Source organism: Paeniglutamicibacter kerguelensis, assembly GCF_017876535.1.
GTDB classification, from domain to species: Bacteria; Actinomycetota; Actinomycetes; order Actinomycetales; family Micrococcaceae; genus Paeniglutamicibacter; species Paeniglutamicibacter kerguelensis.
The window spans coordinates 3014329-3027533 of the sequence record NZ_JAGIOF010000001.1 but is presented as its reverse complement, the minus strand read 5'-3'; the positions used below and the strand labels follow the sequence as shown (position 1 = coordinate 3027533).

Below are 13205 nucleotides of genomic sequence, written 5' to 3'. Positions count from 1 at the left end.
GGCACATGCGCCGATCCCCGCCACCACCCAACCGGCTAACAGCTTTACCCCACATTCTTTGAGAGGAAATATCACTATGAGCAAGGTTCTTGCCTCCCTGCGTTACTCGGCCGAGCACGAATGGGTCGACGCCTCGACCCCGACCAAGGTGGGCATCACCCAGGTTGCGGCAGACGCCCTGGGCGACGTTGTTTACGTTGACCTTCCAGAAGTTGGCTCCGAAGTCACCGCCGGCGAAACCTGTGGCGAGGTGGAGTCCACCAAGTCGGTTTCCGACCTGTACGCACCGGTCACCGGCACCATCGTGGAAATCAACCAGGACGCCATCGACAACCCGGCCATCCTGAACGAGGATCCGTACGGCGCCGGCTGGCTGTTCACCGTTGAGGTCACCGAGGAAGGCCCGCTGCTCTCGGCAGCCGACTACGCCTCCGCAAACGGCGGCGACGTCGCATGACCGCAACGTTCGAATCCCTTGCTCCTGCGTCGCTGACGCAGGATATCGGCACCCTTGATCCGGAGATCGCCCAGCGCATCGACGCGGAGCTGGCCCGCCAGCAGCGCGGCCTGGAGATGATCGCTTCGGAGAACCACACGGCCCTGGCCGTGATGCAGGCGCAGGGCTCGGTGCTGACCAACAAGTACGCCGAGGGCTACCCGGGCCGCCGCTACTACGGCGGCTGCGAGGAGGTCGACGTCATCGAGACGCTCGCCCTGGAGCGCGTGAAGGCGCTCTTCGGCGCCGCGTACGCGAACGTGCAGCCGCACTCCGGCGCGCAGGCCAACGCCTCGGTGATGCACGCGCTGATCCGCCCGGGCGACACCGTCATGGGCCTGAACCTGGCCCACGGCGGGCACCTGACCCACGGCATGAAGATCAACTTCTCCGGCCGCCTCTACAACATCGTCCCCTACGGGGTCGAGGAGGACACCCTGGTCATCGACATGGACAAGGTCGAGGCCCTGGCCCTGGAGCACTCCCCGAAGATGATCGTCGCCGGCTGGTCCGCCTACCCGCGCGAACTGGACTTCAAGCGGTTCCGCGAGATCGCCGACAAGGTCGGCGCGTACCTGTTCGTGGACATGGCGCACATCGCCGGGCTGGTCGCCGCCGGGCTGCACCCCTCCCCGGTGCCGCACGCCCACGTGGTCTCCTCCACCACGCACAAGACCCTGGCCGGCCCGCGCGGCGGCATCATCCTCACCAACGACGCGGACATCGCCAAGAAAATCAACTCCGCGGTGTTCCCGGGCCAGCAGGGCGGCCCGCTGGAGCACGTGATCGCCGGCAAGGCCGTGGCGTTCAAGATCGCGGCCACCGAGGAGTTCAAGGCCCGCCAGGCCCGCACCATCGCCGGGGCAAGGATCCTGGCCGAGCGGCTGAACGCCCCGGACGTCGCCGCCAAGGGCATCAGCGTGCTCACCGGCGGCACCGACGTGCACCTGGTGCTGGTGGACCTGCGCCACTCGGAGCTGGACGGCCAGCAGGGCGAGGACCTGCTGGCGAAGGTCGAGATCACGGTGAACCGCAACGCGGTCCCGTTCGACCCGCGCCCGCCGATGGTCACCTCCGGGCTGCGCATCGGCACCCCGGCGCTGGCCACCCGCGGCTTCTCCGAGGCCGCCTTCGTGGAGGTCGCGGACGTCATCGCCGAGACCCTCATCGCCGGCACCGAGGAAAACAACGGGGCAACCCTCGCGGCCCTGAGGGACCGCGTGCACGCCCTGGCCGACGCCCACCCGCTCTACCCGGAGCTGGCAAAACTGGCCTAATCCCCGGCCGCCAGTTACACCGCTGCGAGTCCGGGATTCACAAGATCCCGGGCTCGCAGTGTTTTTACAAACGGTCGTGGCGCGCATCACATGCGCGCCGATCCATCTCCCCATTCGACCGCCCCCTCGGCAGTACCTCATGAAGGAAGTCATCTCGTGGCTATCAGCGTCTTTGATCTTTTCACCGTCGGCATTGGCCCGTCGTCGTCGCACACGGTGGGCCCCATGCGTGCCGCCTACGCCTTTTCCGCAAAGTTGGTGCGCGAGGAATTCATCGCCGACACCGTATCCCTGCGCGTGGACGTTTACGGTTCACTCGCCGCAACGGGCCGCGGCCACGGAACCTTCACCGCCATCATGCTCGGGCTCGAGGGCTTTGAACCCGAGAAGATCCTGCCCTCCGAGGTCGATGACCGGCTTGAGGAGATGGAATCAAGCGGCAAGCTGCAGCTGTGCAGGGCACTGGGCGCGGGCAAGGAACTTGAATTCGCCGTTGCCGACATGATCCAGCACCCGCTGACAGTCCTTCCCCGCCACACCAACGGCATGAAGCTCGCGGCCCTGGATGCCGACGGCAACACGCTGTGCGAGGAAACCTATTACTCGGTGGGTGGCGGCTTCATCGTGCGCGAGGGTGCAGAGGAGAAGCTCGCAGCCAACTTCGAGCAGGCCATCAACTCCCAGCCTTACCCGTTCCGCACCGCCGCGGAGCTGCTGGAGCACTGCGCCACCAGCGGCCTTTCGATCGCCGGGGTCATGGCGGCCAATGAGGAAATCCACCGCTCCAAGGAGGAGATCCGGGCCGGACTGCTGCACATCTGGCAGGTCATGGAGGACTGCAAGGACGCCTCGCTGGAACGCGAGGGCGTGCTGCCCGGCGGGCTCAAGGTCCGCCGCCGCGCCCCCGAATGGCACAAGCGCCTGGCCAAGGAGGACAAGGACCGCGACCCCGTGTTCTGGCAGGAATGGGTGAACCTGGTGGCGCTGGCCGTGAATGAGGAAAACGCCTCCGGCGGCCGCGTTGTCACCGCGCCGACCAACGGCGCCGCGGGCATCATCCCGGCCGTCATGTTCTACGCCACCCACTATGCGCCGGGCGCCAAGTACTGGAACCAGGAGGAGCGCGACGACGTCATCGTCCGCTTCCTGCTCACCGCCGCGGCCATCGGCGTGCTGTACAAGGAACAGGCCTCGATCTCGGGTGCCGAGGTCGGCTGCCAGGGCGAGGTCGGTTCGGCCTCCTCGATGGCCGCCGGCGGGCTCGCCGAGATCCTCGGCGGAACCGTCGACCAGGTGGAGAACGCGGCGGAGATCGCCATGGAGCACAACCTCGGCCTCACCTGCGACCCGATCGGCGGGCTCGTGCAGATCCCGTGCATCGAGCGCAACGCCATCGCCGCGTCCAAGGCCATCAACGCCGCGAAGATGGCACTGATGGGCGACGGCCAGCACCACGTGACCCTCGACGAGGTCATCATCACCATGCGTGAAACCGGCAAGGACATGAGCTCCAAGTACAAGGAAACCGCGATGGGCGGCCTGGCCGTCAACGTCATCGAGTGCTGATCGCCCAAACAGGCAGGATTCCGCCCGAGTAATCGGCGAACCCCGTGATGCCGCCCCGGCCATTGGGCTTGGGCGGCATCGTCGCACCGCGACATGGGCCCGGATCCCCGCGTCGCAGGATCTGTACATCCCGCACTGGTAACCTTCGAAGCATGCTCACGATCAGACCTTTCGAAATCGAAGACCGCGACGAAGCGCTGCTGGCACGCACCGAACTGGACGCCGACGACTTCGATTTCCTGTTGGGCTACTCCTTCCGCCGCGGCTTCGACGAATACCTCGACCAGCTTGCTGCCCATGAACAGGGCCTCGGGATCCCCGACGGATGGGTTCCTTCCGCACTGTGGGGCGCCTTTGTCGATGGGGAACTGGTGGGGCGCACCTGCATCCGCTTTGAACTCAACGACCACCTGATGCAAGTCTCTGGCCACATTGGCTACGGGGTTCGACCGGCTTACCGGCGCCGTGGATACGCAACCGAGATCCTTCGCCTGTCGATGGAGCAGCTGGCACTTCGCGGCATCGAAAAAGCGCTTGTCACCTGCGACGAACAGAACACCGCGTCGGCGCGCACCATCGAGGCGAACGGGGGGGTGCTGGAGAACGTCATCCAAGTGGGCGAAGAGCGCACCATGAGGTTCTGGGTCCCCACCAGCTGAACAGGAAGGCGGACGCCGGACGGACGGACCCGGATGGGCAAACAGGGTGTCTCCGGACACGATTTTGGCAACTCACGCGGTTTTGCGTTTAGGATGACCCTATGGAACGAATTTCGCGTGCCGCCATTGGCATGCAGTCGATCCGATCTGGTGAAACCCTAGAAGGGATGGAGGTGACCGCTCGCATGGACGACGGACATAGTCGATCTACCGCACCGCGCGAGCCTCGCCCGAGCCCGCGGGAATCATCCTTTCACCGAGCCTAAGACGTTTTCGGAACACACCCGAAAAAACCTCGCTATTGGCTTGTGGCAATTTCCTGCCACGGTGGTGAGCCCGGAGACTCTTCCGGAAAACCTGGTATTCCCCCTTTCCCGGCGATGAGTTCGTGCGGTTGCGGTATTGCATCCACACCACACTCATTTTTTGCACACGCCGCGGCACCCCCGCGTTTTCCTGCGTGTGCCTAGCCGGAGGGAACCGGAACATGATCAAATCTCCCACCATCTCGTTCGACGAAAGCGCCGAGCTCTTGGTCAAGGCCCTTGGGGCCAACAACGTCGCGGACGTTTCACGGGTATTGCAGCCCCTTGATGTCACCGAAACGCTTGAACAGCTAGAACGCCTCAACACCATCGAGCGTGCGCTGGCCTACCGCACGTTGCCCAAGGACCGTGCCATCGAGGTCTTCGAGCGGCTTGATGCCGCCTTGCAGGCCGACCTTGTCGCCGGGTTGCAGGACTCTGAGGTCGCCGAGGTGTTCGCGGGGCTCAGCCCCGATGACCGTGTTGCGTTGATGGATGAATTGCCGGCTTCCGTGGCCAACCGCTTGATCCTCGGGCTGAGCGAGAAGGAGCGTGCGCTTACCTCCACGGTGCTCGGCTACCCCCAGGGCGCGGTCGGCCGCTACATGAGCCCCGAGTTTGTGATCACCCACCCCGAGCTCACGGTGGGGGAGACCCTTGCCCGCGTGCGCGCCCAACTCGATGATGCCGAAAGCGTCTACACGATTCCCGTCACCGACGCCGGGCGCAACTTGGTGGGGGTTGTGTCGTTGCGTGACGTGCTGCGGGCCGATGCCGCGGTGTTCGTTTCCGGGATTATGAAAAGCCCGTTGAGTGTTCCGGCGACCCAGGATGCGGAGGAAGCCGCGCGCTATTGCGCGGACGCCAAGGTGCTGGTGCTGCCAATCGTGGATGCCGAGGAAAGGCTGGTCGGCATCCTTACGGTGGATGACGCGCTGCAGATCCTCGAGGACGCAGAGAGCGAAGACGCCGCACGCGCCGGCGGCAGCGAACCGCTGCGCAGGCCGTACCTTGCAACGCCGGTGCGCAGCATCGTGCGGGCCCGCGTGGTGTGGCTGCTGGTGCTGGCCCTCGGCGCGACGCTCACCGTGCAGGTGATCGGCGCCTTCGAAGCGACGCTTGAACAGCAGGTGGTGCTTTCGCTGTTCATTCCTCTCCTGATCGGCACGGGCGGCAACACCGGCAACCAGGCGGCGACAACGATCACACGTGCATTGGCGTTGGGGGATGTCCGGCCCAAGGACGTGTTAAGGGTCTTTGCCCGCGAGGTGCGCGTCGGGGCCCTGCTGGGCCTGCTCCTGGGGACCCTGGGATTCACGATCGCCGCGTTGGCATTTTCCGTGCCGATCGGGCTGGTCATCGGGTTGACGTTGCTCGGCGTTTGCACCATGGCCGCAAGCATCGGCGGGCTGATGCCATTGCTGGGAAAGGCCGTCAAGGCGGATCCGGCGGTGTTCTCCAACCCGTTCATTTCGACGTTTGTCGATTCCACGGGCCTGATCATCTACTTCCTGATCGCCACCAGCATCCTGGGCCTCTGACACCCGCGACAAGCACCAGATGAGGCCCGATTGAGGCGGTTCCGCAGGCCCCGCGAAGGCCTCCGGGGGCCCGCGGGCCGCCTCATACTACCCATCGGAAAGCGTTTCGAACAGACCCTTTCGGCAACCTGTGCTCCGGTGCTACGGTGGGCAGACGGATCGAATCGGCATGCGGTAGACACCGCGTGGGAAGGAGTTCCCCCATGGCATCACGCGCAGGTTCCACAGGAATCGACGCCTCGCTCTATCGTCGAGAGGGCCAATGGTGTACGGCCCTCTTCGATGCTTCTCTAGGAACCACCGCCGCACATGAAGCGGCGGATGAACTTCCGGAAACCGTCAGCAAGATCCTTGCCTCACAACAGGCATCCGAAGCGGACATCCGGGCCATCAGGGAAGCCCTGGTACCTGCCCGCGGTTGTCCCGCACCGGTCGCGCGCTTCGTGGCCGTGAACGACGGGGAGGTTGTGGTCGACGAACTTATCCAGGGCCTCAAGATCCAGGACCCAGATGTCGACTGCGGGCCCTTCCCCAATCTTGTGGCACTGGCCAGGGCCCGGGGAGGCCAGTTCCCGTACTTGGTGGCCGAGGCCAGCCGGGACGGAGGCGAAGTCCGCCTGTACCATTCGTCAATTCAAGAGGTGGGCGAGCGCCGCGGGGTCACCGGCGATCCCGAAGAAGCGCACCACGCACGCAAGGTTCCGGGTCGCTACGACGAGCCAAAGAACCGATCGGCAACGGAGGAAATATGGCGGCGCAATGCCGATGAACTGGCCAAGCAAATCGATGAGCTGGCCCGCGAAAATTATGTGAAGTTGATTGTGCTGGCCGGAGACGTGAAGGCCCGCGAATTGGTCGTCGGCCAACTGGCCCCCGCAAGCAAGGCGATCACCACGACATTGGAGCAGAACACCCGAACCGGGGGTGCCGACCAAGCGGCTTTTGCGGCGGCGGTGGCCGAGCACGTGAACGAGGTGGTCGACCGCGAGTTGAAGGAACTGTCCGAGAAGATTGGCAACCGAACCGGCAACGGCCGGTCTGATTTGGCGTTGGGCTTCGACGAGGTTGTCGCAGCCTTGCAGCAGGCCCAGGCAAGCACCGTGCTGGTCAACCAGTTCCAGGACGATGAGTCCCTGGTTGCGTTGACTTCAGAGCCATGGCTCGAGGGCGAGGACTCGGATGACCACGCCGAGCTGGTCATCGGTTCATGGCCGGCGCCGGAGGTGCTGTTGCGTGCCACGGCGTTGACCGACGCGACGATCCGCTACGTGCCCGAGGGCATCCTGCCCGAGGGCGTTGGCATCGCGGCGTTGCTGCGTTGGCCCACGGGCGAGGCGCGCCCGGCCGAATGATTCGAGGAGTTCCTTAAGCAGCGGTGGGGGCCCCGGTACCGGGGCCTCCACCGCTGCTTAAGGGCGCTACTTGGTGTTGTTTTCGATGGACTGCAGGTTGCCGGCCATCCAGTCGGTGTATCCGGTGTCGGCCGGAAGCGTCTCAGAGAAATCAACGACCGGCACGTTCTGCTTCAAGGCGAAGTCGCGGATGCGTTCAGTTTGGGGGCTGGCGGTCTGGGTGTTGTAGGCCAGCACATCGATCTTCCCTGCAGCCAGCAGGTCCGTCATCTGCTTCAATGCCTGGGGCGAAACCTCCGCGCCGCCCTCGATGGCCTCGCTGAAGCCGGCGGGGGTCAGGTCTTCCATGCCGAGATCCGCCAGCAGGTGGAATGGCACGGGCTCGGTCATCGCGAAGTGCCGGCCCTGGGTTTCGCCGCGAAGTGTCTTGATGCCGGATTCGAGTCCGGACAGCTCCGCATCCAGCCTTGCGGCGTTGGCCTCGAATGCGGCCCGGTTTTCGGGGCGGATCGTTGAGAGCCTGTCCGCTATTTCCGGGACGAGTTCGCGCATGGAATCCAGGTCGTACCAAACATGCTCGTTGTAGTTTGCGTGCGCGTGGCCGGGGTGGGCATCGTTGTCGTGCTCATCCTCGTGCTCGTGCTCTTCGTGCTCGGGACTCGCGGCGGGAACCGGGGAATGGTCCACGGCGCGTAGAACTGCCTGCTCGGGAAGGTGCAGGTCTTGGGTCAGGCTGTCGAGGAACTGGTCGTAGCCGCCGCCGTTGCCGATGACAAGCTGGGCCTTGGAAACGGCGAGTTTGTCGCGTGCCGTGGCCTCGTAGGAATGCGGGTCTTGCGACGGCGAATCGATGATGGAACCGCTGTCCACCAAGTCCCCTCCGATTTCCCCGGCGAGGTTTGCGTAGACGGTTGTGCTGCTGAGCACCTGGATGCGGGAATCTTCGGCGGAGGGCTGTGCCTGGGCGGTGTTCCCGCAGGCGGCAAGCGCCAAGGTGCCGAGCAGTGCTGTGGCGGTCAGACCAAGTTTTCGAGTCATGAGGGGAGTGGTCCTTTCGGAACTCGTTGAAGGTGTCGAGGTCCCCACAGTAACTTAAATAAGAATCGTTCGCATTAGTGGTGGTGCAGCAGGTCGCCAGTTTGCGCTTCCGGGGCGGGCTGTTGCACCTGGCCGGGCTGGCTGTTTCGAAGTGCGCGTCGGCCCGATCGCTTGGTGGGACCCCCGTTGCCGGTAGCCTTGACCACCACCACGGCAATGGCCGTGGTGACGGGGATTGCCAGCACCAGCCCGATGGATCCGACCAGGATGCGAATGATTTCCTCGGCCATTTCCCCGGTGCTGAGCGTGTCCAGCAGCGGTCGGTCATAGAGGCTGACCAGGACCAGGATGGGCAGCGCGGCCCCCGCGTAGGCGAAGGCAATGGTGTAGACCGTCGAGGCGATGTGGTCGCGGCCAATGCGCATGCCGGAGGCGAAGAGTTGTCGGGCTGTGGAATGCGGGGCGATCTCGGCCAGTTCCCAGATCGCGGAGGACTGGGTGATCGTGACGTCGTTGAGCACCCCGAGTCCGGCGATGAGCAGGCCGCAGAGCAGCAGCCCCGAAAGGCTCAGTCCCGGGGCCACGGTGTTGAGAGTGAGGGCGGCGTCGTCGGTGGCTCCGGTGAGGGCAGCGGCGTCGGTGGCCCAGCCTGCAATGGCGGCGGTGACGCCAAGGCCGAAGAGCGTTCCCAGCAGGGCGGTGGAGGTTCGGGCGGAAAATCCGTGGGCAAAATACAGGGCGGCAAACATGACCACCGTGGATCCGACGAGTCCGACGAGCATGGGGGATCGGCCCTCGAGCAACGCCGGAATCATGAAGCCGACAATGAAGACCAGGCCGCCCGCTAGGCCAAGCAGTGCGCGCAGGCCCCGCCAGCGGGCGACGAGGCAAACGACCGCCGCGTAGGCCAGGGCCAGGACCGCGAGCGGAACCGTGCGGACGAAGTCGACAAAAACATAGGGCGCCGAGGATCCGTCGGAGACCTTGGAGAGGTCGAGGTACTTGATGCGGTCCCCGGGCTTCAGGGGGCGCGATCGGGTAGTTTCCGGCGGCACTTCAAGGGCGAATGTCTTCCCGGCGCCATCCGGTGCCACGTAGGAGATTTCGCACTTGAGTTCTTTCCCTCCCACGTCTTCAAGACCTTCGGATGACGGGCAGGTTTCGGTCAGTGTCCGGGTGACTGTTCCGGTGGCCATGGACACGCCCGGGCCTGCGCCGTAGGGGTCGTCGAGGAACGGTGCGCGGTCGCCCGTCGGCCACAGCAGGATGGTGCCCAGCAGGGCAGCGACCCCCACGGGAGCCAGCAGGATCCAGAGGATGAGGTTGGCGCGCCGCCGCCGCTGTGGATCCACAAGTACCTCGCCGTGGTGATGCCCGCCCATGAAAGTGATTCAGCCCCGTTCGATTTGCTGCCCTTGTACTCCTTGGGAAGTCTACCGAAGATGGGCTAATGATTCTCATTAAGCTCGGTCTTGGTTGGTGCTGGATTGCCGGACGGTCCGGCTGGCGGGGGCCGGAACGGTCCTCGTCGGCGACGACAAAGCGGAAGAACGGCCCAAAGCAGGGATGCCCCCGGGCCGGAGGAATCTCCGGCCCGGGGGCATCCAAAGATGGCAGCGCTTAGCGCTTCTTGAAGACCGTGCTCTGCCAGCCCTTGTGGGCGTCGGTGTCGTGGGAGATGAGCACGTGCTTAACGTTGGTGTATTCCTCGAAGGAATAGCTGCTCATGTCCTTGCCGAAGCCCGAGTCCTTGTAGCCGCCGTGTGGCATTTCGGAGACGATCGGGATGTGCTCGTTGACCCACACGCAGCCGGCCTGGATCTCCGCGGCGGCGCGCATCGCCAGGTTCACGTTGTTGGTCCACGCGGAGGCTGCGAGCCCGAAGGGGGTGTCATTGGCCATCTCGATGGCCTCGTCGTCTGTCTCGAAGGGAAGCGCGACCAGTACGGGGCCGAAGACCTCGTCCTGTACGATCTCGCTGTCCTGGGTGGCGCCGGTGATCAGCGTCGGGCGGTAGAAGGCGCCGGGCAGATCGGGGACCACGCCTCCGGCGCGCACCGTGGCGCCGGCTTCCTTGGCGCGCTCGACCATCTCGGAGACCTTGCCGCGGTGGGCGAAGGAGATCAGCGAACCCATGTCGGTGTCTTCGTTGGTCGGGTCGCCCACCACCATGGCGTCCATGAGTTCGGCCACGCGGGCGGTGAACGTCTCGAAGAGCGAGGAGTGCACGTATGCGCGGGTGGCGGCGGTGCAGTCCTGGCCGCCGTTGATGGTGGATCCGGCGACGGCGCCGTGGGCTGCGGCCTCCACATCGGCGTCCTTGAAGACCACGAGCGGTGCCTTGCCGCCGAGCTCCAGGTGCACGCGCTTGCCGGTTTCGGATGCCATCTCCATGATCTTGCGGCCCACCGGGGTGGAGCCGGTGAAGGAGGTCATGGCGATCTTCGGGTGGCGGACCAGGGCCTCGCCGATCTGGCGTCCGGCGCCGACCACGACGTTGATGACACCGGCAGGGATGCCGGCGGCGGTGGCTGCCTCGGCGAAGACGAGCGAGGTGCCCGGGGTCATTTCGCTGGGCTTGAGCACGATGGTGTTGCCCGCGGCGATCGCCGGCAGGATCTTCCAGGCGGCCATCTGCAGCGGGTAGTTCCACGGGGCGATGGATCCGATGACGCCGATGGGCTCGCGGCGGATCATCGAGGTGGAGTTCCCGGCGTAGTCGCCGGCGGCCTGGCCCTGCAGGTGGCGTGCGGCCCCGGCGAAGAAGTTCACGTTGTCGATCGTGCCGGGCACGTCGAATTCGTGGGACATGCGGGTGGACTTGCCGGTCTGCGCGGTTTCCAGGTCGGCCAGCTCTGCGGCGCGGGTCTTCAGCTCGGCGGCGAAGGCGAGCAGGTGGTCGGAGCGCTCGGCCGGGGTCAGTCGCGACCAGGACTTGAAGGCCGCGGCGGCTGCCGAGATCGCATCTTCCAGGTCGGCGATGGAGGCGATGTCCATCACGACGTCGACCTGGCCGGTGGCCGGGTTGATGCGCTCGACGGGGGTGCCGGAACCGACGCGGTAGGCGCCGTTGATGAATTGGTGGCCCTGGGTGGTGCTCATGAATTGCTCCCGTGTTCTTCGGTGGGGGTGAAATAGATCTTGCGTAGTGTTTCGGTGACGGTCCAGGTGGTGTGCATGCCGGCGCTCAGCCGCATGACGGTCCCGGGGCAGAGTTCTGCGGTGTGGGCAGGGCGGCCTTCGAACGGTGCGATGACCACGGTGCCAGCGCCCGCCAGGACGATGAAGACCTCCTCGGCCTCCACGTCGTACATCGACCCGACGGACATCTCCCAGATGCCGAATTCGGCCCCGGCCAGCGTGCCCAGTTCAAGGGCGGCCGTGCTGGCGGGGACGCCGGTGGACTGCTCCTCGGCGACGGGTTCGTGCTCGAGCGCCACGCGTGTGGCACGCAGCGCCTGGCCGCCGCGCAGGTGCGGCAGTGGTTGGGTGCTCACGAGTCGAACCCCATCCCCACGGCGTCCATGACCTTGAGGAACGGACCGCGTTTGCCCTCGTTGCGGTCGGCCTTGACCAGCCCGTTGGTCATCAGCTTCACGCCCATCCAGGCCACGGGCTCCGGCGGGAAGGGCAGCGGCTTTTTTTTGACCATTTCCAGCTCGGTCAGCTCGGTCTTTTTTCCCGAGAGCAGGTCGAGCATGACCCGGCCGCCGAAGCGGGTGGCGCCCACGCCCAGGCCGGTGAAGCCGGCGCAGTAGGCGACGCGCCCGTTGTGGGAGGTGTCGAAGAACGCGAAGAAGCGGCTGCAGGTGTCGATCGCCCCGCCCCAGGCGTGGGAGAACTTGATGCCCTCGAGCTGCGGGAAGATGCCGACGAAGTGGGCGGCGAGCTTCCGGTAGGTGGCCTCGTTGTGGTCGTACTGCGGCTTGACCTCACGGCCGTAGTGGTAGACGGCGTCGTATCCTCCGAAGAGGATGCGCCAGCCGCCGTTTTCGTCGATGGTGGGGCGGGAGTAGTGGAAGCGGTTGTTCATGTCCGCCAGGCCGGTGTTGTTCTTCCAGCCGATGGCCTCGCGCTGGGCCTCGGTGAGCGGCTCGGTCATCAGGGCGTAGTCGTACACCGGGATGGTGTGCAGGCGGTGGCGCTTGAGCAGCGACGGGAACACATTGGTGGCCAGCGCCACGCGCTGTGCGGTGATGGTTCCGGCGCCGGTGGAGACGGTGACGGCCGAAGCGGTGGCGGTGAGCTCGGTGCCCTTGGTGTGTTCGAAGATCTTCACCCCGAGGTCCAGGCAGACCCGGCGCAGGCCCCAGGCCAGCTTGGCCGGGTGCAGCAGGGCAGCGGATTCCTTGTCCCAGTTTCCGCCCTCGAAGATCGGGGAGTTGATGTGGGTCTTGACCTCGTCGGCATCCAGCAGGGGCAGGCCCGGGTTGGCCTCGGCTTCTTCCTTGAGCCATTCGACCTGGTACTTCTCGGTTGCCACGTTAAGCACGCCGTTTTCCCAGAAGTCGCAGTCGATGCTGTACCTGCGGATGGTTTCGGCGATGTCGGCGAGGTTGTCGGCTCCGAGCTCGGTCAGCCGCGCGTTTTCCTTGGGCAGGTGGGTTTCGCCGTTGGATTCGCCGTGGACCAGGGAGGCCTCGCAGAATCCGCCGTTGCGTCCGGAGGCGGCCCAGCCGATGGTTTCGGCGTCGATGAGAACGACCTCGCGGGCCGGGTCGGCCTCCTTGGCCTGGAGGGCTGTCCACAGTCCGGTGTAGCCTCCGCCGACCACGAGCAGGTCGGTGGAGATGGAGCCTTCCAGTGCCGGGAGTGCGGCGGGGCGGTCGGGGTGCTGGAGCCAGTAGGGGGAATAGTCGGTGCCGGACAGCGAGGCATCGATGACGGAGTCGGGGGTGTTGGCTTCGATGACGTCGAACGACAGGGGCGTGCCGTTGGTGGTGGTGCTCATGGGAATTCCTTGCATGAAAA

At 65.4% G+C, this 13205-nt stretch carries 11 protein-coding genes; 6 read left to right on the top strand and 5 right to left on the bottom strand.

The features are described 5' to 3' along the window. The first annotated feature begins 76 nt into the window (after positions 1–76). The 6 genes from gcvH (at position 77) to JOF47_RS13885 (ending at position 7196) form a co-directional block, all read left to right on the top strand. Complete coding sequence (gene gcvH, locus JOF47_RS13910) at positions 77–457, top strand: glycine cleavage system protein GcvH (RefSeq protein WP_209999493.1); 381 nt, start codon at positions 77–79, stop codon at positions 455–457. Then, positions 454–1773: a serine hydroxymethyltransferase gene (gene glyA / locus JOF47_RS13905; protein ID WP_209999492.1), complete on the top strand. Its 1320-nt coding sequence runs from the start codon at positions 454–456 to the stop codon at positions 1771–1773. Before gcvH ends, glyA begins: the two co-directional genes overlap by 4 nt. 156 nt (positions 1774–1929) lie before the next feature. Then, a complete protein-coding gene (locus JOF47_RS13900) occupies positions 1930–3339 on the top strand; it encodes an L-serine ammonia-lyase (protein ID WP_342592789.1) in 1410 nt (469 codons plus the stop codon). Between the two features lie 152 nt (positions 3340–3491). Next, positions 3492–3998, top strand: coding sequence for a GNAT family N-acetyltransferase (locus JOF47_RS13895; protein ID WP_209999490.1), 507 nt, complete (start codon positions 3492–3494; stop codon positions 3996–3998). 487 nt (positions 3999–4485) lie between these two features. Beyond that, positions 4486–5844: a magnesium transporter gene (gene mgtE, locus JOF47_RS13890; protein WP_209999489.1), complete on the top strand. Its 1359-nt coding sequence runs from the start codon at positions 4486–4488 to the stop codon at positions 5842–5844. Between the two features lie 203 nt (positions 5845–6047). Next, positions 6048–7196: a baeRF2 domain-containing protein gene (locus JOF47_RS13885; protein ID WP_209999488.1), complete on the top strand. Its 1149-nt coding sequence runs from the start codon at positions 6048–6050 to the stop codon at positions 7194–7196. A gap of 66 nt (positions 7197–7262) precedes the next feature. On the opposite strand, the gene JOF47_RS13880 is transcribed toward JOF47_RS13885, so the two are convergent. The 5 genes from JOF47_RS13880 to JOF47_RS13860 all read right to left on the bottom strand — a co-directional run bounded on the left by JOF47_RS13880 (position 7263) and on the right by JOF47_RS13860 (position 13185). After that, positions 7263–8234, bottom strand: a complete 972-nt coding sequence (locus JOF47_RS13880) for a metal ABC transporter solute-binding protein, Zn/Mn family (protein WP_209999487.1) — start codon at positions 8232–8234, stop codon at positions 7263–7265. Between the two features lie 74 nt (positions 8235–8308). Beyond that, complete coding sequence (locus tag JOF47_RS13875) at positions 8309–9616, bottom strand: YibE/F family protein (RefSeq protein ID WP_209999486.1); 1308 nt, start codon at positions 9614–9616, stop codon at positions 8309–8311. Between the two features lie 238 nt (positions 9617–9854). After that, positions 9855–11336 carry a gamma-aminobutyraldehyde dehydrogenase gene (locus tag JOF47_RS13870; RefSeq protein ID WP_209999485.1) on the bottom strand — a complete coding sequence of 494 codons (1482 nt, stop codon included), beginning with the start codon at positions 11334–11336 and terminating at the stop codon, positions 9855–9857. After that, positions 11333–11731 carry a cupin domain-containing protein gene (locus tag JOF47_RS13865; protein ID WP_342592788.1) on the bottom strand — a complete coding sequence of 133 codons (399 nt, stop codon included), beginning with the start codon at positions 11729–11731 and terminating at the stop codon, positions 11333–11335. The genes JOF47_RS13870 and JOF47_RS13865 overlap by 4 nt, the downstream gene beginning before the upstream one ends. Further along, positions 11728–13185, bottom strand: a complete 1458-nt coding sequence (locus tag JOF47_RS13860; protein ID WP_209999484.1) for an NAD(P)/FAD-dependent oxidoreductase — start codon at positions 13183–13185, stop codon at positions 11728–11730. Before JOF47_RS13860 ends, JOF47_RS13865 begins: the two co-directional genes overlap by 4 nt. Between the last annotated feature and the right edge of the window lie 20 nt (positions 13186–13205).